This is a genomic window from Barrientosiimonas endolithica (genome assembly GCF_030296655.1).
Taxonomy (GTDB): domain Bacteria; phylum Actinomycetota; class Actinomycetes; order Actinomycetales; family Dermatophilaceae; genus Barrientosiimonas; species Barrientosiimonas humi.
In genome coordinates, this window is the sequence record NZ_AP027735.1 from 1,214,467 (window position 1) to 1,234,250 (window position 19,784).

16 protein-coding genes and 2 pseudogenes are annotated in these 19,784 nt (G+C 70.9%); 13 read left to right on the forward strand and 5 right to left on the reverse strand.

From position 1 onward, the window contains the following. Positions 1–97 precede the first annotated feature (97 nt). On the forward strand, positions 98–3,661 hold the full coding sequence (dnaE, locus tag QUE40_RS06170) for a DNA polymerase III subunit alpha (protein ID WP_289232604.1): 3,564 nt from the start codon (positions 98–100) through the stop codon (positions 3,659–3,661). A 209-nt stretch (positions 3,662–3,870) separates the two neighbouring features. Then, on the forward strand, positions 3,871–4,065 hold the full coding sequence (locus tag QUE40_RS06175) for a hypothetical protein (protein WP_289232605.1): 195 nt from the start codon (positions 3,871–3,873) through the stop codon (positions 4,063–4,065). 4 nt (positions 4,066–4,069) lie between these two features. Here the strand turns inward: QUE40_RS06175 and QUE40_RS06180 are convergent, their stop codons facing one another. Then, complete coding sequence (locus QUE40_RS06180; RefSeq protein ID WP_289232606.1) at positions 4,070–5,023, reverse strand: hypothetical protein; 954 nt, start codon at positions 5,021–5,023, stop codon at positions 4,070–4,072. Between the two features lie 228 nt (positions 5,024–5,251). Between QUE40_RS06180 and QUE40_RS06185 the strand changes: the two genes are divergently transcribed. From QUE40_RS06185 to QUE40_RS18980, 6 genes and pseudogenes are all read left to right on the forward strand, one after another. Continuing rightward, positions 5,252–5,794, forward strand: a complete 543-nt coding sequence (locus QUE40_RS06185; protein ID WP_142004891.1) for a peptidoglycan-binding domain-containing protein — start codon at positions 5,252–5,254, stop codon at positions 5,792–5,794. A 52-nt stretch (positions 5,795–5,846) separates the two neighbouring features. Beyond that, positions 5,847–7,130: an ABC transporter substrate-binding protein gene (locus QUE40_RS06190; protein WP_289232607.1), complete on the forward strand. Its 1,284-nt coding sequence runs from the start codon at positions 5,847–5,849 to the stop codon at positions 7,128–7,130. Between the two features lie 37 nt (positions 7,131–7,167). Further along, positions 7,168–8,097 carry a carbohydrate ABC transporter permease gene (locus tag QUE40_RS06195; RefSeq protein WP_289232608.1) on the forward strand — a complete coding sequence of 310 codons (930 nt, stop codon included), beginning with the start codon at positions 7,168–7,170 and terminating at the stop codon, positions 8,095–8,097. Position 8,098: 1 nt separating this feature from the next. Then, positions 8,099–8,956 (forward strand): carbohydrate ABC transporter permease, encoded by an 858-nt coding sequence (locus QUE40_RS06200; RefSeq protein WP_289232609.1) that lies wholly within the window; start codon positions 8,099–8,101, stop codon positions 8,954–8,956. Between the two features lie 97 nt (positions 8,957–9,053). Then, positions 9,054–10,183 (forward strand): annotated as a pseudogene (locus QUE40_RS18975) (S9 family peptidase); the annotation flags it as partial. Between the two features lie 39 nt (positions 10,184–10,222). Next, positions 10,223–11,086 carry a prolyl oligopeptidase family serine peptidase gene (locus QUE40_RS18980; protein WP_350227137.1) on the forward strand — a complete coding sequence of 288 codons (864 nt, stop codon included), beginning with the start codon at positions 10,223–10,225 and terminating at the stop codon, positions 11,084–11,086. Between the two features lie 3 nt (positions 11,087–11,089). Here QUE40_RS18980 and QUE40_RS06210 read toward each other — a convergent pair whose 3' ends face one another. The 4 genes from QUE40_RS06210 to QUE40_RS06225 form a co-directional block, all read right to left on the reverse strand. After that, complete coding sequence (locus QUE40_RS06210; RefSeq protein WP_289232610.1) at positions 11,090–11,929, reverse strand: universal stress protein; 840 nt, start codon at positions 11,927–11,929, stop codon at positions 11,090–11,092. Between the two features lie 154 nt (positions 11,930–12,083). Beyond that, positions 12,084–12,500: an SRPBCC family protein gene (locus QUE40_RS06215; protein ID WP_289232611.1), complete on the reverse strand. Its 417-nt coding sequence runs from the start codon at positions 12,498–12,500 to the stop codon at positions 12,084–12,086. Positions 12,501–12,705: 205 nt separating this feature from the next. Continuing rightward, positions 12,706–12,960 (reverse strand): DUF4031 domain-containing protein, encoded by a 255-nt coding sequence (locus QUE40_RS06220; RefSeq protein ID WP_142004900.1) that lies wholly within the window; start codon positions 12,958–12,960, stop codon positions 12,706–12,708. Then, positions 12,957–13,799, reverse strand: coding sequence for a TetR-type transcription factor C-terminal domain-containing protein (locus tag QUE40_RS06225; protein ID WP_289232612.1), 843 nt, complete (start codon positions 13,797–13,799; stop codon positions 12,957–12,959). Before QUE40_RS06225 ends, QUE40_RS06220 begins: the two co-directional genes overlap by 4 nt. 161 nt (positions 13,800–13,960) lie before the next feature. On the opposite strand from QUE40_RS06225, the gene QUE40_RS06230 reads away from it, so the two are divergent. The 5 genes and pseudogenes from QUE40_RS06230 to QUE40_RS06250 all read left to right on the forward strand — a co-directional run bounded on the left by QUE40_RS06230 (position 13,961) and on the right by QUE40_RS06250 (position 19,630). Then, entirely contained in the window at positions 13,961–14,989 is a 1,029-nt protein-coding gene (locus tag QUE40_RS06230; RefSeq protein WP_289232613.1) for a phosphotransferase family protein, read from the forward strand. A gap of 20 nt (positions 14,990–15,009) precedes the next feature. Then, a pseudogene (locus QUE40_RS06235) lies at positions 15,010–16,247 on the forward strand (acyl-CoA dehydrogenase family protein). Between the two features lie 129 nt (positions 16,248–16,376). After that, on the forward strand, positions 16,377–17,357 hold the full coding sequence (locus QUE40_RS06240) for an NYN domain-containing protein (RefSeq protein WP_289232614.1): 981 nt from the start codon (positions 16,377–16,379) through the stop codon (positions 17,355–17,357). A gap of 145 nt (positions 17,358–17,502) precedes the next feature. Beyond that, positions 17,503–18,087 (forward strand): lysoplasmalogenase family protein, encoded by a 585-nt coding sequence (locus tag QUE40_RS06245; protein ID WP_433997045.1) that lies wholly within the window; start codon positions 17,503–17,505, stop codon positions 18,085–18,087. A gap of 166 nt (positions 18,088–18,253) precedes the next feature. After that, positions 18,254–19,630 (forward strand): M28 family peptidase, encoded by a 1,377-nt coding sequence (locus QUE40_RS06250; protein ID WP_289232616.1) that lies wholly within the window; start codon positions 18,254–18,256, stop codon positions 19,628–19,630. The last annotated feature ends 154 nt before the right edge of the window (positions 19,631–19,784 follow it).

The following is a 19,784-nucleotide window of genomic DNA, read 5'->3' on the forward strand; positions in this document are numbered from 1 at the left end:
CACCGTCCGCGGGTGAGGTGACGGGCCGGCGGGAGCTGGCCGCGGGCAGCGCGGCTGCGGCGGGGCCTGTCGGTGTCCGGACGTAGACTCTGCGGCGATGACCGGGAACAGCTTCGTCCACCTGCACAACCACACCGAGTACTCCATGCTGGACGGTGCGGCCCGCATCGACGACATGTTCCAGGTGGCCCAGGAGATGGGCATGCCGGCGATCGCGACGACCGACCACGGCTACCTGTTCGGGGCGTACGAGTTCTGGTCGAAGTCCCGCAAGTACGACGTGAAGCCGATCATCGGCCTCGAGGCCTACGTCACGCCGGGCACGCACCGCACCGACAAGACCCGCGTGAAGTTCGGCGGCGACCGCACCAACCCGCGCGACGACGTGTCCGGTGGCGGTGCGTACACCCACATGACGCTGCTGGCGCGCAACAACGCCGGCATGCACAACCTGTTCAAGATGGGCTCGCTGGCCTCGCTGGACCAGGTCTACGCGAAGTGGCCGCGGCTGGACCGGGAGCTGCTGAACCAGTACGGCGACGGCCTGATCGCGACGACCGGGTGCCCGTCGGGAGAGGTGCAGACGCGGCTGCGCCTGGGACAGTACGACCTCGCCCGCGACGCGGCGGCGGAGTTCCGCGACATCTTCGGCGCGGAGAACTACTACCTCGAGCTGATGGACCACGGGGTCGAGGTCGAGCGCCGGGTGCGCGATGACCTGCTGCGCCTGGCCAAGGACCTGTCGCTGCCGCTGCTCGCGACCAACGACCTGCACTACGCCCGCAAGGAAGACGCCAAGGCGCACGGCGCGCTGCTGTGCGTGCAGTCCGGCTCGACCCTGCTCGACCCCGACCGGTTCGCGTTCGACGGCGACGGCTACTACCTGAAGTCCGCGGCCGAGATGCGCGAGGTGTGGCGCGACCTGCCCGAGGCGTGCGACAACACGCTGCTGGTGGCCGAGCGCTGCGAGGTGTCGTTCACCGAGGGCGAGGGCCGGTTCATGCCGCGCTTCCCGGTGCCGGAGGGCGAGGACGAGACGTCCTGGTTCATCAAGGAGGTCAACTCCGGTCTGCGCGGGCGGTTCCCGGCAGGGGTGCCCGACTACGCCCAGAAGCAGGCCGACTACGAGATCGACGTCATCGTCGGCAAGGGATACCCGGGGTACTTCCTGGTCGTCGCCGACTTCATCAACTGGGCCAAGGAGAACGGCATCCGCGTCGGGCCCGGGCGAGGCTCCGGCGCGGGGTCCATGTGCGCGTACGCCATGGGCATCACCGACCTCGACCCGCACCCGCACGGCCTGATCTTCGAGCGGTTCCTCAACCCCGAGCGCAAGTCGATGCCCGACTTCGACGTCGACTTCGACGAGCGTCGCCGCGGCGAGGTGATCAAGTACGTCACCGAGAAGTACGGCGACGAGCGCGTCGCGCAGATCGTCACCTACGGCACGATCAAGGCCAAGCAGGCGGTCAAGGACGCCTCCCGCGTGATGGGCCACCCGTTCTCGGTGGGGGAGTCGCTCACCAAGGCGATGCCCGCCGACGTGATGGGCAAGGGCGTGCCGCTGTCGGGGATCTACGACCCCGAGCACCCGCGCTACGCCGAGGGCAACGAGTTCCGCGCGCTGGTCGAGACCGAGAACCACTTCGGCGAGATCGTCGAGACCGCCAAGGGCCTCGAGGGCCTGAAGCGCCAGTGGGGCGTGCACGCCGCCGGCGTGATCATGTCGTCCGAGCCGCTGATCGACGTCATCCCGATCATGCGCCGGCTGCAGGACGGTCAGGTCATCACCCAGTTCGACTACCCCAGCTGCGAGACGCTCGGGCTGGTCAAGATGGACTTCCTGGGTCTGCGCAACCTGACGATCCTCGACGACGCGATCAAGAACGTGAAGGACAACCGCGGCGAGGACATCGACCTGGATGCCCTGTCCAAGACGCTCGACGACAAGGCGACCTACCAGCTGCTCGGCCGCGGCGACACCCTCGGCGTCTTCCAGCTCGACGGCGGCGGCATGCGCACCCTGCTGCGGCTGATGCAGCCGGACAACTTCGAGGACATCTCCGCGGCGCTCGCGCTCTACCGCCCCGGCCCGATGGGCGTGAACGCGCACACCAACTTCGCGCTGCGCAAGAACGGCAAGCAGGAGCTCACCCCGCTCGACCCGCAGCTGAAGGGCAAGCTGCAGGCCGAGATGATCACCGCGCTCGAGCCGATCCTCGGCACGACCTACGGCCTGGTGATCTACCAGGAGCAGGTCATGGAGATCGCCCAGCAGCTCGCCGGCTACACCCTCGGCAACGCCGACCTGCTGCGCCGCGCGATGGGCAAGAAGAAGAAGGAGGTGCTCGACGCCGAGTACGTCCCCTTCTCCGAAGGCATGAAGGCCAAGGGCTTCAACGAGGCCTCGATCGCCGCGCTGTGGGCGGTGCTGGTGCCCTTCTCCGACTACGCCTTCAACAAGGCGCACACCGCGGCGTACGGGCTGGTGTCGTACTGGACCGGATACCTCAAGGCCAACTACCCCGCCGAGTACATGGCCGCGCTGCTGACCAGCGTGCGCGACGACAAGGACAAGTCGGCCATCTATCTCGGCGAGTGCCGCCGGATGGGCATCAAGGTGCTGCCGCCCGACGTCAACGAGTCGGTCGCCGACTTCGCCGCGGTCGGCGAGGACATCCGGTTCGGTCTGGCCGCGATCCGCAACGTCGGCCGCAACGTCGTCGACGGCATCGTGCAGGCCCGCGAGAGCAAGGGCCGGTTCGAGTCGTTCGAGGACTTCCTGCGCAAGAGCCCCGCGGTCGTCTGCAACAAGCGCACCGTCGAATCCCTCGTGAAGGCAGGCGCGTTCGACGACCTCAAGCACACCCGGCAGGGTCTGGTCCACGTGCACGAGCAGTACGTCGACGCCCTGGTCGACGAGAAGCGCGCCGAGGCCGTCGGCCAGGACAGCCTGTTCGGCGGGTTCGGCGACGAGCCCGGCATCGAGCTCGCGGCGCTGCCGCCCGTGCCCGACATGGAGTGGGACAAGCACACGCTGCTCGCGTTCGAGCGGGAGATGCTCGGGCTCTACGTCAGCGACCACCCGCTGCTCGGCCTCGAGCACGTGCTGACCAAGCACGCCGACACCTCGATCTCACGGCTGATCGGTGAGGACGGTCCGCCCGACGGCACCACCGTGACGATCGCCGGGCTGATCACCGGGCTGCAGGTCAAGCGCACCAAGAAGGGCGACCTGTGGGCCATCGCGACGGTCGAGGATCTCGACGGGTCGGTGGAGTGCCTGTTCTTCCCCTCGACCTACATGACCGTCTCGACGATGCTCAGTCAGGACGTCGTGTGCGTGGTCAAGGGGCGGGTCAACAAGCGTGACGAGCAGGTGGCGCTGAACGCCATGGAGCTCACGCTGCCCGAGCTCGGCGACGGGCCGCAGGGGCCGGTGGTGCTCTCGCTGCAGGCGGTCCGCGCCACCAACGGTCTGGCCGAGCGGCTCAAGGGCGTGCTGCACGAGCACCCCGGCGTCACCGAGGTGCACCTGAAGCTGACCCAGCCCGGGCGGTCGGTCACCGTGCGGCTCGGCGACGAGCACCGGGTCTCGGTGAGCCCGTCGCTCTACGGCGACCTGAAGGCCCTCCTCGGCCCCGCCTGCCTCGCCCGCTGACGCTCACGCCGGTCGAGTGGGCCAACACGCCGGTCGAGTAGGCCAACACGCCGGTCGAGCGGGCCAACACGCCGGTCGAGCGGGCCAACACGCCGGTCGAGTAGGCCAACACGCCGGTCGAGCGGGCCAACACGCCGGTCGAGTAGGCCCGCGAGGGACGAGCGGGACGTATCGAGACCCGCCAGCGGAGGGCATGAGGGGTCGGCGCCATGGGACTCTTCGGTTCGGCCAGCGACAAGACGCCCCTGGAACTGCCCGACGCTCTGGCGCAGCGGGTGGATGACCTGCTGGCCCGCGACGACTACTTCGCCGCCATCAGGCAGGTGCGCCGGGAGACCGGGGCCGGCCTCGTGGTCGGCACCCGGGCCGTCGACCATCGCCAGGAGCTGCGCGACTCGGCGTGAAGGGTCAGGCGTCGGCCCAGCGCAGCACCCGGAGCGCGCGCAGGGTGTTCCACCGGCTCGGACGGCCGACCCCGTCGTCCAGCGCGAACCACTGCATCCCCGCATGCAGGTTCTCCAGCAGCCAGGTGCCGTCCGCGGCCTGCTTGCTGCGGATCAGGTCCAGCGCCTCGGCGAGCCGCGGGTCCGGGGCCGCACCGGTGTCCCTGAAGTGGTCGAGCGCGCGCAGCACGTCGTAGTGCCAGTGCGGCGGGAAGGCCGGCAGCAGGAAGTCGGAGTCGACCACCTCGCCGGTGCTGAGCCGGCGCAGGAGACCGCGTTCGAGCAGGTACTCCTCACCCGCCTGCCGGGCCGCGGTGACGTCGATCGAGCCGCCGGCGCGGGCGTACTCCCACAGGCCCTCCAGCACGCAGATCGTGGTGTGGAACGAGGAGCGGGCCGAGCCGTTCTCGGCCTCGCAGTTCCAGCCGCCGTCGGGCAGGCGCTCGCGGAGCAGGCGGGTCACGATGCCGTCGACCGGCTGGCCGAAGGAGGCACCGATCGCCACCGTGCCTCCGTTGATGCACGGCTCGACCTCGCCGTCGAAGAAGCGGGAGCCGTCGTACTCCCAGCGGGCCTTGTCGGCGGCGGCCTGCACGGCGGTGCGCACGCGCGGGTCGGCCGGGTCGGCGCCGAACGCCAGCAGCAGGCGCAGCGTCGGCAGCGTGGCGACCCAGGGTTGGGCGTCGCGGTCGCCGACGACGGAAGCAGGCGGCGTCCAGCCGTTGCCCGGGAAGCACGCGCCACCGGCCCACTGGCCGTCCTCTTGCAGGTCGAGAAGCCTTGCTCCCCAACCGGTTTCGGTGATCCTGGCTCGCTCGGCGGCGACGTCGGCGTGGCTGGCGTCGGTCAGGTCGCGCAGCACCTGCCAGCGGATCGCCGGGTCCCCGTCGAGCAGCCACTCGGTCACGTCCGTCGCCATGTCGGTCTCCTTCGCCTGGGTGGGAGCGACGCTAGAGCCGGTTGCGGACGGTTGGCGTCAGGTTGGGGGTCTCGATACGCCGCTCGTGCCTCGCGGCTACTCGACCGGCTTGGGGGTGGGGGCTACTCGACCGGCTTGGGAGGGGCGGGGAACGTGAGGTGGGGGTGGGCCCGTCACAGGTCTGGACAACCAAGCCCGTGGGGGTGCGGGCGAACCGGAGGAGGGGCCATGACGGTCATCGAGCAGGAGCGGGTCGACCACGAGGGCGAGACCCAGGTGCGGATCGACTGCCCGCAGCGCATCGACCTGCGGCGGCTCACCAAGCCGAAGGGCCGGATGGCCTCGGTCGTGCGGGTCATGCCGGGTGACGGCGACAACCGGCTGCCGCTGCCGGCGGTGTCGATCGCGCAGCTGCTGCTGCGGCCGTACTACGCGACCATCCGGGTCGACGGCGCGTTCGGCGCGCAGACCCGGGCCGCGGTGATGGCCTTCCAGGTGCGCACGCACCGGCGCGTCACCGGGATGCTCGGTCAGGACGACTGGGCGATCCTGTGCGACCGCAGCACGGTGACCATCGGCAGCCGCGGCAACGCCGTGCGAGCGGTGCAGCTGCTGCTCAACCACCGTCTCCCGATCGGGCGCCAGCTCGTCGTCGACGGTGTCTTCGGCACCGGCACGAGCATGACCGTCAAGGACGTCCAGCGCGCCGCGGGGCTGCAGCCCACCGGCCTGGTCGACCGGGCGACGTACGCGGCGTTGCTGCACGCGTGACCTTCCGGGCCGGGTCTAGTCTGCGAACAAGTCCCGTCGCAGGAGGTCCGCCATGTCCGGAGCATCGTTCCGCCCGTCCCGCCGTCACGCGCTCGCCCTCTCCGGCTCGGCCCTGACGGCCGCGGCCCTGGCCGCCTGCGGGGGCAACACCGGCCGGCCGGAGTCGGGCGGCAGCAGCAGCGGCGGCAAGCCGACCATCGCGCAGTGGTACCACCAGTACGGCGAGGACGGCACCGAGCAGGCGGTCAAGAAGTACGCCTCGGAGTATCCCGACGCGTCGGTCAACGTCACCTGGATCCCCGGCGACTACGACAAGAAGGCCGCCTCCTCGCTGCTCACCTCGAGCGGGCCCGACGTCTTCGAGTACGGCAACGGCCCGACCATCGACATGATCACCGGCAAGCAGGTGGTCGACCTGAGCGACCTGCTCGGCCCGGCCAGGTCCGACTTCACCCCGTCGCTGCTGCAACGCATGACCTACCAGGGCAAGCTCTACGGCATCCCGCAGGTCGTCGACATGCAGCTGTTCGTCTATCGCAAGAGCATGCTCAGCAAGGCGGGTGTCACGCCGCCGCGCACGTTCGACGAGCTGCTCGCCGCCGCCGACAAGCTCACCCAGGGCAAGGTCAAGGGGCTGTTCCTCGGCAACGACGGCGGCGCCGGCGTGATGGGCGGGCCGGTGCTGTGGTCCAGCGGCACCGACTACCTCACCCAGGACGACAAGCCGGCGTTCAACACCCCCGCGGTGGCGCAGGCGCTCGGCAAGCTCGCGACACTGTTCAAGAGCGGCAACCTGCTGCTCGGCGCGCCCAGCGACTGGTCGGAGCCCGCGGCCATCACCCAGGGCCTGACCGCCATGCAGTGGACCGGCCTGTGGACCCTGCCGATGATCCAGGAGGCGCTCGGTGACGACTTCGGCGTCTTCCCGTTCCCGGCGATCGGGTCCGGCGGCAAGCCATCGGTGCCGGTCGGTGCCTACTCCGCCTGCGTGAGCGCGAAGGCCAAGAACGTCACGGCGGCGAAGCAGTTCGTGAAGTGGCTGTGGGTCGACCAGACCGACAAGCAGCTGGACTGGGCGCAGTCGTACGGCTTCCACGTGCCGGCCCGCAAGAGCCTGATCGCCAAGGCCGAGAAGCTCAAGACCGGCCCGGCGAAGCAGGCGGCCGACATGGTCACGCAGTACGGCCACCCGCAGACGCCGCTGCTGTGGACCCCGGCGTCGGCCTCGGCGTTCGGTGACGCGGTCGACAAGATCATCCGGTCGGGCGCCGACCCGAAGAGCTCGCTCGCGGCCGTGCAGCGCACGGTCACCAACGAGCTCAAGCGCTTCGCCTGACCCGGACATGGCGAGCCCCGCCGAGGTGCGCCCGGCTGTGCGCACGCCTGCGCCCGCGCGCAGCAAGCGCCGCTGGACCGACAGCCCGCACCTGTGGTTCTGGATCTTCGTCGGGCCGTTCCTGGTCGGGCTGACCGTCTTCGTGCTCGTCCCGATCGTGTGGAGCGTCTGGCTGAGCTTCTACGAGGCCCGAAACACCGTCACCCCAACGGAATTCGTGGGTCTGCGCAACTACACGAACATGCTGTCCGACCCGGCGTTCCGGTCGAGCCTCGGCACGTTCGTGGTGTTCGCGCTGTTCATCGTCCCGACGACGTTCGTCATCTCGCTCGGGCTCGCGGTGCTCGTCAACGGGGCGACCCGGGGGCGCAGCTTCTTCCGGTCGGTGTTCTTCCTGCCCACGGCGTGCTCGTACGTCGTCGCGGCCATGATCTGGCGCGGCTCGCTGTTCTCCGGGGTCAGCTCGGGCGCGATCAACACCGTGCTCGGCACCGTGGGGATCGCGCCGGTCGCGTGGCTGTCGGTGGTCGACCCGCCGTGGTACTGGCTGGTCATCACGACCGCCCGGCTGTGGCTGCAGGTCGGCTTCTTCATGGTGCTCTTCCTCGCTGCGCTGCAACGGATCCCGCGCACGATGTACGAGGCGGCCGCCCTCGACGGTGCGGTCGGCTGGAAGGCGTTCCGTTACATCACCGTGCCGCAGCTCAAGGCCACCTCGACCGCGGTGCTGCTGCTCCTGCTGGTCAACGCCTTCCAGGCGTTCGACGAGTTCTACAACCTGATGTCCAGCACCGGCGGCTACCCGCCGTACGCCCGCCCGCCGCTCGTCTACCTGTACTACACCGCCCTCGGGGACGTGCAGGACTTCGGCAACGGCAGCGCCGGCGCGGTGATCCTCACGCTGATGATCGCCCTGTTCGCCCTCGCGCAGGGGCGGCTGACCGGCATCGGGCGGAGGGAGGACTGAGATGGCCGCGCCCACCGTCGTCGGCGAGAAGCGAGGCGGCACAGCGTCTTTCGTGCGTTACGCCCTGCTCGTCGTGCTGGCGCTGATCTTCCTCGTGCCGTTCTACCTGCTGCTGCGCAACGCGCTGTCGACCGAGCAACAGATCACCAGCGTCGACGGGTGGACCTGGTTCCCGGGCTCGCCGCAGTGGGGCAACCTGCCGGAGGTCTTCAGCAGCCGGTCGGTGCCGCTCGCGCGCAGCATGGTCAACTCGCTGCTCATCGCCGTCACCCAGACGGTGGGGGTGCTGGTGATCTCGGCGATGGCCGGCTACGGCCTGGCCCGGTCGCAGGTGCGCTACGCCAACGCCGTCTTCTACGTCGTGCTCGCGACCCTGCTGATCCCGGCGGCGGTGACCTTCGTGCCGATGTTCGTCATGGTGAGCACGCTCGGCTGGGTCTCGACGCTGCGCGGCCTGATCGTGCCGGGGCTGTTCCAGGCCCTCGCGACCTTCCTGTTCCGGCAGTACTTCCTCGGCTTCCCCAAGACCCTCGAGGAGGCGGCGCAGATCGACGGGGCCGGCCCCTGGCGTACGTTCTGGCGGATCGTCGTCCCGAACTCCTGGGGGTTCGTCGCGGCCGTCGCGACGATCACGTTCATCGGGAGCTGGAACGCGTTCCTGTGGCCGCTGGTCATCGGGCAGGACCAGTCGTCGTGGACGGTGCAGATCGCGCTGTCGACGTATGTCACCGCGCAGTCGGTCAACCTGCACGGCATGTTCATGGCGGCGATCGTGTCGATGCTGCCGCTGCTGCTGATGTTCCTGTTCCTGCAGCGGTGGATCGTGGCCGGTGTCGAGCAGACCGGGATCAACGAATAGCCTCGACCGGGTGAGTCAGCCCACACCCGCAGCCCTGCCCGAGCCGCCGCGCGCCGAGCGCCGCCCGCACGAGCGGACGCACCACGGCGACACGTTCGTGGACGACTACCACTGGCTCAGCGTCGCCGACGACCCGCAGGTGCTGGAGCACCTGCGCGCCGAGAACGCCTACACCGAGGCGCGCACCGCGCACCTCGCCGGGCTCACCGAGACGCTCTTCCAGGAGATGCGGGCGCGGATCCGCGAGACCGACATGAGCGTGCCGGTGCGCAAGGACGGCTGGTGGTACTTCTCGCGCACGCAGGAGGGCAAGCAGTACGAGACCCACGCGCGGGCGGCGTACGTCGCCGGGGAGCCGCGGCCGGTCCCGGAGCCCGGGGTGGAGCTGCCCGGCGAGCAGGTGCTGCTCGACGGCAACGTCGAGGCCGGCCAGCGCGACTTCTTCGAGCTCGGCGGGCTCGAGCCGGACCCGGCGGGGAGCGCGTCGCGTTCCTGTTCGACGAGCGCGGCGACGAGCTCTACGCCCTCGTCGTGCGCGACATCGCCTCCGGCGAGGTGCTCGACGACGCGGTGACCGGCGCGGGCACGGGTCTGGTGTGGAGCCTCGACGGGCGCTACGTCTTCTACACCCGGCGCGACGACGCGTGGCGCAGCTTCCAGGTGTGGCGGCACGAGGTCGGCCGGCCGACCGGTGAGGACGTGCTGGTCTTCCAGGAGGACGACGCGCTGTTCTCCATCGGCATCGACGCCTCGCGCGACGACCGCTGGCTGGAGATCTGGAGCGAGTCGCGCACGACCACCGAGGTGGCGCTGCTCGACCTCGCCGACCCGACCGGCGCGCCGCGCGTCGTGGAGCCGCGCACCCCCGGCCTGGACTACGGCATCGAGGTCGACGGCGACCGGATCCTGGTGGTGCACAACGCTTCTCGCGTCGACTTCGACCTGGCGTGGGCGCCGCTCGCGACGCCGGGACGGGAGAGCTGGCGGCCGGTGCTGTCCGGCGAGGACGGCGACCGCATCCTCGGCGTGAGCGCGTTCGAGACGTTCACCGCGGTGACGATGCGGCACGGCGGGCTGGCGACCGTGCGCCTCCTCGACCGCACCGACGACGGCTACGGCGAGCCGCGCGACGTGCCCGTCGACTCCGAGGTCTACACGCTCGCGGTCGGCTCCAACCCGGAGTACGCCAGCGAGGGCCTGCAGGTCGTGCTCGTGTCCTACCTGACGCCGCGGGCGGTCTACGACCTCGACCCGGCGACGGGAGAGATGACCCTGCTGCAGCAGCGCGAGGTGCCGGGCTACGACCCGTCGCGCTACCGCGAGGAGCGGCTGTGGGTCGAGGCCCGTGACGGCGCGAAGGTGCCGGTGTCGCTCGTGCGGCGCGCGGACGTACGGCCCGACGGGGGCAACCCCGTGCTGGTGTCGGGCTACGGCGCCTACGAGATCTCCAACGACCCGTACTTCTCGGCGGCGCGGCTGTCGCTGCTGGACCGGGGCGTCGTCTATGCGGTGGCGCACGTGCGCGGCGGCGGCGAGCTGGGGCGCGCGTGGTACGACCAGGGCAAGCTGCTGGCGAAGCCCAACACCTTCACCGACTTCGTCGACGTGACGCGTGCGCTCGTCGAGCAGAAGTGGGCGGCGCCCGATCGCGTTGCGGCAGAAGGTGGTTCGGCGGGCGGCCTGCTGATGGGTGCGGCCGTCAACGAGGCGCCGGAGCTCTATCGCGTGGTGCACGCGGCGGTGCCGTTCGTCGACGCGCTGACGACGATCCTCAACCCCGACCTGCCGCTGACCGTGGGGGAGTGGGAGGAGTGGGGCAACCCGCTGGAGGACCCCGAGGTCTATGCGGTGATGAAGGCGTACACGCCGTACGAGAACGTGCGCGCCGTCGACTACCCGACGATCCTCGCGACGACCAGCCTGCACGACACGCGCGTGTTCGTCGCCGAGCCGGCCAAGTGGGTGCAGGCGCTGCGCGACACGGTGACCAGCGACTTCGCCGAGCGGCCGGTGCTGTTCAAGGTCGAGATGGGCGGCGGGCACGGCGGCCACAGCGGCCGTTACGACTCCTGGCGGCAGCACGCGTTCGAGAACGCGGTGATCCTCGACGCGCTGGGTGCCGCCGAGTAGTCGTCAGCGGGTCACGACCACCGTGGCGTCGCAGCGCCACAGCACCCCGCCCGCGACGCGGCCGAGCGTCAGGTCGGCGAAGCCCCCGCCACCGCGTGCGCCGAGGACGACCAGGTCGTGCTCGGCCGCCTGCGCCAGCAGCGTGCGGGTGACACCACCGGCGAGCACCTCGCCCCGGATCTTCACGTCGGGGAACTCGCGGGCCACGTCGGCGACGGTCGAGTCGAGCGCCCCGGCGGCCTGCGACCGGTCGCGGCCGGAGCCGCTGGGGTCGCGCTGCCAGACGTGCACGGCCAGCACGTCGGACCCGGTGGCGTCGGCGTCGGCCGCGGCCCAGCGCAGAGCGCCCAGGTCGTCGAACCGGTCGATGCCGACCAGCACGCTGCCGCGCGGGGTGTCGCGCTCCGGGCGCACGACGGCGACCGGGCAGGCCGCGTGGATGGCGACCTGGTGGGCGGTCGACCCGAGCGACCAGCGCAGCATCGAGTCGCCGTGGCTGCCGAGGACGACCAGGTGCGAGACGCGCGAGGCCGTGACCAGGGCGGCCGCGGGGAACCGGTTGGTCGACGAGACGCTGACGTAGAGGTCGGGATGCTCGGCCAGCACCTTGGCGCGCGCCTGCTCCAGCCGCTGCCGGTGCAGCTGGTTCATCGGCCGGCTGTCCTGGTGGTCGTGGTCCCAGCCGTCCTTGCTCTCGGGACTGCGGGCCGCGACCAGGTGCAGCGGCGCCTCCCAGGCCGTGGCGCGGCCGACGGCCCAGGCCAGCGCCTGGCGCGAGTCGGGGAGGGATCGAGGCCGACGACGACGCCGTCGGGCCGGATGGTGCTTTCCATGCCAGACCACCACCTTGCGCGGGTCACCTGGCGGCGGGGGACGCGCGACGTGGCGTGTCGGCCGTCGTCACGGGCGAAGGTCGCCCGTGCTCCTCACTGTAGGACGGCGTACGGCGGGAGTCAGCCCTGCTCGACGGTGCGCTTGATCTTGGCGAGCGTGGTGTTCATGTCGCGGGTGAGCGTGGCGTCGAAGTTGTCGTCGCCGCCGAAGAAGCGGTCGATGAGCGTGTGGCTGAGCTTGGTGGTGCCGCCGGGGCCTCGCGGCGCTCGATCACGCGGGTGCGGGTGCCGCCCTCGAGCGGCTGCAGCTCATAGCTCCAGACCGCGTGGTTCTCGCGCACCTTGAACGCCAGCTTGCGGCCGGGCTCGAACGTGGTCACCTTGGCGGTGGTCGGCCAGACGCGCCAGCCCGCCTGGTTGATGTTGATGGTGGTGGTGCCCTCGCGCACCGGGCCACCGCGGATGATCATCTTCTTGGTCTGCGGGCTCCACGAGCTCATCCGCTTCAGGTCGGACACGACGGCCCACACCTGCTCGGGGGAGGCGTCGATCACGGTCTCGGCGTGCAGGTCGTTGCTCATGACGCCAACCTACTGGACGGTCACTTCGTGGTCCCCGGTCGTCGAGGCAGGACCCGGTCGTCGAGTGCCGGCGAGGCGCTAGCCGAGCCGGTGTATCGAGACGCCGGTCAGAAGGCCCGATTCCGGGGGTTGTGACGTGCGGCGGGGGCGGGCGCCGGTCAGAAGGCCCGATCCCGGGGGCTGTGACGTACGACCGTCGGCCGGCTCAGCGGGACCGGCGCAGGCCGCTGGCGATGAGCCGGCGGATCAGCTCGCGGCCCTCGACCGGCTGCGCGCCGCAGGCGATGGCGGTGTCGTAGAGGCGGACCGGGACGTCGTAGTGGTCCTCGTCGAACAGGTGGTCGGGCAGGCCGATGCAGGCGGCGACGGCGTGCAGCTCCTCGAGCGAGGTGTCGCTGACCAGGTGCGACCAGGTGGTGCCCCAGCCGGGCCAGATCGGGGAGTCGATGAGCACGCTCACGGGCGCCCCAGCTCGAGCAGTCGGAGCGCGAATCGTGAGTGCTGGCGGGCGATCTCGTCGGCAGACGACTCGCCGTCGGGGCGGAACCACTGGGCGATCGAGGTGCACATGGTCGAGATGCCCCGGGCTGCGGCCAGCGCCTCGCCGCGGTCGGCGTCGGGCGGCAGCGCGTCGAGCACCGCGTCGTCGAGGATCTCCTGCACGCGGCGGCGGAAGGCCACGATGCTGCGGTGCGCGGCGGGGTCGAGGCTGCGCATCTCGGACGCGCCGATGATGGCGATCTCGTGGCGGCGCGCGTGCCACAGGGCGGTCGCCTCGACGATCAGCGCGACGCGCTGCACGGGATCTTCGGCCTCGTCGCGAGCGGCCTCGACGCGCCACAGCAGGTCGTCCATGCCGAGCGTCATGAGCTCGCGCAGCAGGTCGTGCTTGCTGGCGTAGTGGTGGTAGATCCCGGCCGGGCTGATGCCCGCGGCCAGGGCGATGGAGCGCACCGTCGCCCCGTGGTAGCCGGTGGTGACGAAGGCACGCGCGGCGCCGGTGAGGGCGGGGGCGAGCGGCATCGCCTCGAACGTACGCCAGTCGCGGCTCCCGCGGCCCGGCGCGGCCGGGGCTGCCGGCTCGGCGTCGAGCAGCGCGGCGGGGTCGACCTGCAGGACGTCGGCCAGCGCGACCAGTCGCTCGACGGTGATGGAGGTGCGGCCGTGCTCGATCGCTGTGACGGTGGCGGGGCTGACGTGCACCGCGGTGGCCAGCTGGCGCACGGTCAGACCGCGCTGCTCGCGGAACGTGCGCACCCGGCCGCCGGCGCGCGTACGCACCGCTCGATCCGTCGTCATGCGTTCAGTATGCCTGAGCGGCTGGCGTAGACCATGTCAACTATTCTGAACGCCCGGTCGGGCAGAAGTGGTTGACGCCGCGGCTGCCAGCGCGTTCTCCTGGACGGAGCACCAGCCGCGCCGACCAATCGTTCGGTGCGCACCGACGGAGAGGTCGAGCGTTGAGTCAGCAGCTGCAAGGTCTGGACCTTCCCGCGGTCGGCGCCCGGCTGGCCGACGTGCTGGGCGACGAGCGCTGGCGCGAGCCGAGCGCGAGCCTGATCACCGGGGGCAAGTCGAACCTGACGTTCCGCATCACCAGCGACGCGGGGACGGTCATCCTGCGGCGACCGCCGACCGGGCGGATCCTGCCCAAGGCGCACGACATGGGGCGCGAGGCGAAGGTGCAGCGGGGGCTGGCCGACACCGACGTGCCGACCGCGCCGATCCTGCACGAGGAGACCACGAGCGAGCTGATCGGCGCCCCGTTCTACGTCATGGGCGACGTCCCGGGATACGTCATCCGCGACGAGACGCCGCAGGAGTTCGCGACCGACGAGGGGCGGCAGGCGCTGGCCTGGCGGCTGGCCGACACGCTCGCCGCGCTGCACAACGTCGACCTGCAGGCGGCGGGGCTGACCGACTACGGCCGGCCCGAGGGGTTCATGGCGCGCCAGGTCGCGCGCTGGACCAAGCAGTGGGAGCTGGCCAAGGACGGCGAGGTGCCCGCGGTCGACGAGCTCGCGCGCCGGCTGGCCGAGGGCGTGCCCACCGCGCAGGCCGACGGCATCGTGCACGGTGACTTCCGGCTCGACAACTGCATCGTCGCGCCGGAGCAGCCGCCGCGGGTGGCCGCCGTGCTCGACTGGGAGCTGTCGACGCTGGGCGACCCGCTCGCCGACCTCGGGATGACGCTCATGTACTGGTCCGACCCGGCCGACCCGGTCGCGCAGATGGTGCCGTCGGTGACGGGGGAGCCGGGCTACCCCGACCGGGCCGCCCTGGCCGAGCGCTACGCCGCGGGGACCGGCTTCGACCTGGAGCCGCTGCCGTACTACGAGGCGTTCGCTCGGTTGAAGTTCGCGGCCATCGCCCAGGGCGTCTCGATGCGGGCCAAGAGCGGCGTGATGGGCGACCAGGAGTTCGCCGACCACGGCGACGTCGTGCCCACGCTGGCCGAGCACGGCCTCGCCATCCTTGATCGCAAGTAGCCGAAACACCAGGAGACACAGTGGATTTCGAGCCCAGCCCGCGGGCGGCCGAGCTGACCGACAAGATGTGGGACTTCATGCGGGAGGAGGTGTTCCCCGCCGAGGCCGACTACCACGGCTATCTGGCCGAGCACGATCCGCACGACCACCCGCCGGTGCTGGAGAAGCTCAAGGCGTCGGCGCGCGAGCGAGGCCTGTGGAACCTGTTCCTGCCGGACGTGTCGGGCCTGACCAACCTGGAGTACGCCTCGATCGCGGAGATCACCGGGTGGTCGCCGTTCCTCGCGCCGGAGGCGATCAACTGCGCCGCGCCCGACACCGGGAACATGGAGGTGCTGCACATGTTCGGCACCGACGAGCAGAAGCAGCGCTACCTCGAGCCGCTGCTCGCGGGGAGATCCGGTCGGGCTTCGCCATGACCGAGCCGCTGGTCGCCTCGAGCGACGCGACCAACATCTCGACGCGCATCGAGCGCGACGGCGACGAGTACGTCATCAACGGGCGCAAGTGGTTCATCAGCGGCTCGGCGGACCAGCGCTGCAAGATCTTCATCGTCATGGGCAAGACCGACCCCGGCGCCGAGACGCACCGGCAGCAGTCGATGGTGCTCGTCGAGCGCGACACCCCCGGCATGACGATCGAACGGCACCTGCCGGTTATGGGATATCAGGACCAGCACGGGCACTCGGAGATCGTGTTCGACGACGTGCGGGTGCCGGCGACCAACCTGGTGCGCGGCGAGGGCGACGGGTTCATGATCGCCCAGGCGCGCCTCGGCCCTGGCCGCATCCACCACGCGATGCGCGCGATCGGCATGGCCGAGCGGGCGCTGGGGCTGATGGTGTCTCGGGCCCAGGAGCGCACGGCCTTCGGCGGCCCGCTGATCGAGCAGGGCGTCGTGCAGGAGCAGATCGCGAACAGTCGGCTCGAGATCGACCAGGCGCGGCTGCTGGTGCAGAAGACCGCGTGGCTGATCGACCAGGGCGGGGCGAAGGCCGCGCGCGGCGAGATCTCGCAGATCAAGGTCGCGGCGCCCGCGGCGCTCAGCGCCGTGGTGGACCGGGCGATCGACGTGTTCGGCGCGGCCGGCGTCACCGAGGACTTCCCGATCGCGCGCTTCGCCGCGATCGCGCGCACGCTGCGCATCGTCGACGGTCCCGACGCCGTCCACCGGCGCACGATCGCGCGGGTCGAGACCAGGCGCGAGCGGCCGTACGTCGAGAGCGCGGCGCCCACGTCGCCCGCACCGGCCGAGTAGCCCGAGCTCCATGCTGATCGAGTAGACCGAGCCGCTAGGCGAGGTCGTATCGAGATCCGGTTCGCGGGTCTCGATACGGCCCGCTCGTCCCTCGCGGGCCTGCTTGACCGGCTCGCGTACGGTGACGTCATGCCTGCACCTCGCGTCGCCGTCTACATCGATTTCGACAACGTCGTCATCTCCCGCTACGACCAGGTGCACGCCGGCAAGCGTGACCCGTGGCGGGCCGACAACGCCCGTGACCACGTGGCGGACTGGGGCAGCACCGACCCGGTCGACGTGCGGCTGGCCGAGGCGACCGTCGACATCGGTGCGGTGCTGGACTACGCGGCGTCCTACGGCACGGTCGCCCTGGCCCGGGCCTACGCCGACTGGTCGGTGCCGGCCAACGCGGCCTACCGCCGGCAGCTGGTCGACCGCGCGGTCGACCTGACCCAGCTGTTCCCGGTGTCCGGCACCAAGAACGGCGCCGACATCCGGCTGGCCATCGACGCGATGGAGGATCTCGGGCAGTACGCCGACATCACCCACGTCGTCATCGTCGGCGGCGACTCCGACTACATCGCCCTCGCGCAGCGCTGCAAGCAGTGGGGCCGGTTCGTCGTCGGCATCGGCGTGACCGGTTCGACCAGCCGCGCGCTGATCGCGGCGTGCGACGAGTTCAGCTCCTACGACGCGCTGCCCGGCGTCCCGCCGCTGGAGGACGACCAGCCGTCCTCGGAGCCGGACGCCGAGGAGGCGCAGCCGACTGCGGACGCGACCACGAAGGCCCCTGCGAAGAAGGCGACGGCCAAGAAGACGGCGAGCGGGCGCGCGTCCAAGACCGCGGCCAAGAAGACCGCAAAGGCGCCGGCCAAGAAATCGGGACAGCAGGAGGCGACGGACCTGCTGCTGCGCGCGCTGACCATCGCGGCCGACCGCGGCGACGAGGCCGAGTGGTTCTTCGGCGGCGGCATCAAGAGCCAGATGCAGCGGATGGACCCCGGCTTCAAGGAGAAGGCGCTGGGGTTCAAGAACTTCAGCGACTTCGTGCAGTCGCGCGACGACCTCGTCGAGGTGCAGCTGACCGACGACGCCGGGCACCTGCGGCTGCGGCTGAAGGAGTCGTGACGTGCGCGCTGCCGGGCATGGCCGGTCGCGCGTCGTCCGGGTGGATCGAGGGGAGCGAGCGGTGTACGCCGTTGCAGGAGTAGTCACTTCGCTCGCCGGAGCGCTCGGTCGGCGCCGCACCCACGCGGTGTCGAAGGCCGCGCTGATGCCGCTGCTGCAGGTCGGGCTGGTGCGTGACCGGCGGCTTTCCCCGCAGGGCCTCGGTGCGCTGCTCGGGGCGACCGGTGCGGCGTGGGTCGGTGACCTAGTGCTCATCGCGCCCGAGGGCGGGGAGAGTGGCGAGGCGTCGCGACGGCGGCTGCGCAAGGGCGCGGCGGCGTTCGCCGTGCAGCAGCTGATCTATGCGGGGATGCTCGTGCAGGCGGGTGCCCGGCCCCGGCCGCGGTCGACGGCGGTGGTCGCCGGCACCCTGCTGGGTCTGGCGGCGCTGGACACCGCGAAGGAGAGCAGGCCCGACCCGGTGGTGACGGCGTACGGCGTGCTGCTGGGCACCACCGGTGCGCTGGCGCTCGGGATGCCGAGGTCTGCAGGCGATCTCGCTATCGGCCGAATCCCTTGGGGCGGAGCGTCTTTCGTCGCCTCCGATGCGATGATCCTGCTCGGGGAGCAGGTGCTGACCGGCCGCGCCGCGCAGGCGGGTCACGGGTTCGTGCTGGTGACCTACGCCCTCGCGCAGCGGTGGTTGGTCGACGGCCTCGCCGCGACGGCGCGCTTGAAGCCGGTCGAGTAGCTGCGCTCAAGCCGGTCGAGTAGCGCGGAGCCTGCGGAGCGCGTATCGAGACCAGCGTTCGCCCACATTCAACAACCCTGCCCCGTACGGTGGTCGGACCGCGCGATGCAGGGGGCGCTTCGGCGCATCGCTCGGCGACAACGGAGTCGAGACCGAGGAGCCTGCCATGCCCAGCAACCTGACCCGCCGATCCCTGCTCTCCCTGGCCGGCGCCGGGGCCGCCAGCGCGATCACGATGCCCGCGTGGGCCACGAACGGCATGCGCCCGGCAGCCGTCAGCGCACCGACCCTGAGCAACTTCGACAAGCAGATCGTCAGCAAGATCAGCGCCTCGCGGACGCTCGCCAGCCTGCGTCACCTGAGCGAGACGATCGGGCAGCGCTACAGCGGGACGCCGGCCGAGAACGAGGCGGCGACGTTCCTGCAGAACACACTGCGGGCGTACGGCTATTCGGTTGAGCTGCAACCGTTCTCGGTGCCAGACCGGCGCCTCGGTGAGCTGTCGGGGAGCGGTCTCGACACCCGCTTGTGCTGGGGCGTGGGTGCCGCTGCGCGGGGAGCGATCCGCGGCACCGTGACCGGCCCGCTCGTGCTCGCGCCGAGCGCGCTGCCCACGGACCTGCCGGACTCGGTGGACGGCGCGATCGTCATGCGCGTGGTCGAGGGGACCGAGGACCTCACGACGCTCGCCGAGGCGGCCGCGGCCAAGGGTGCGGTGGCGTTCGTCGCGACGCGGACCGACGGCCAATACCCGCGCCAGGCCTCGGCTTTCGCGCCGACGCTGTCGCGCGACGTGAGCATCCCCGTGGTCGGGGTCGGGCAGGTGCAGAAGTACGCGCTGCTCGAGGCGATGCCGGCCGAGCTGACGCTGCAGATGTGGCTGCACACCAACGTGACGTCGTACAACGTGCTCGCGTCGGTCGCCGGCAAGCAGGGTGCGGGCAGCGCCGCGTCGCGCGACAACGTGATGGTGTGCGCGCACTACGACTCGGTGATCGGGGCCAAGGGCGCCAACGACGACGGGTCGGGCACGGTGCTGACGCTCGAGCTGGCCCGGATCATGCGCAACCTGCCGACGAGAGCCAACCTGCAGTTCGCGCTGTGGGGCTCGGAGGAGGTCGGCCTGGTGGGTGCGCGGCACTACGTATCGCAGCTCGACGCGGCCGAACGCTCCCGTGTGCGAGGGGTTTTCAACAACGACATGGTCGGGACGAGCTGGGACCCGGCGGAGCGGTACTGGGTGCTGTCGTACGACGGTCAGCCCAACGTCGTCAACGCGCAGGTGCTCGCCGCGGGGGAGCGGCTCGGCTATCGGTCGCAGATGAGCGACGTGACCCAGCGCGGGTCGAGCGACCACCAGGCGTTCCAGGAGCAGGGGATGCCGAGCGGCAACTTCTCCTGGCGCGGCGTCGAGTCGCCGGCGCTGCTGGAGCCGGAGTACCACTCCGCCGACGACACCATCGAGGAGAACATCTCGATGGAGCGCCTCACGGTGTCGATGGAGCTGATCGGCTGCGCTGCGTACGCCCTCGCCCGCCAGTAGCCCCGAAAGCTGGTCGAGTAGCCGCGAGGCGCTAGCCGAGCGGCGTATCGAGACCACCACCAGTGAGCCGGATCGGTGACCTACCGTGCGCCCAGCCGCTCGCTCGCTCACCGATGCGGGTCACCGATCCGTGACGGATCGCTGTCGATTCCCC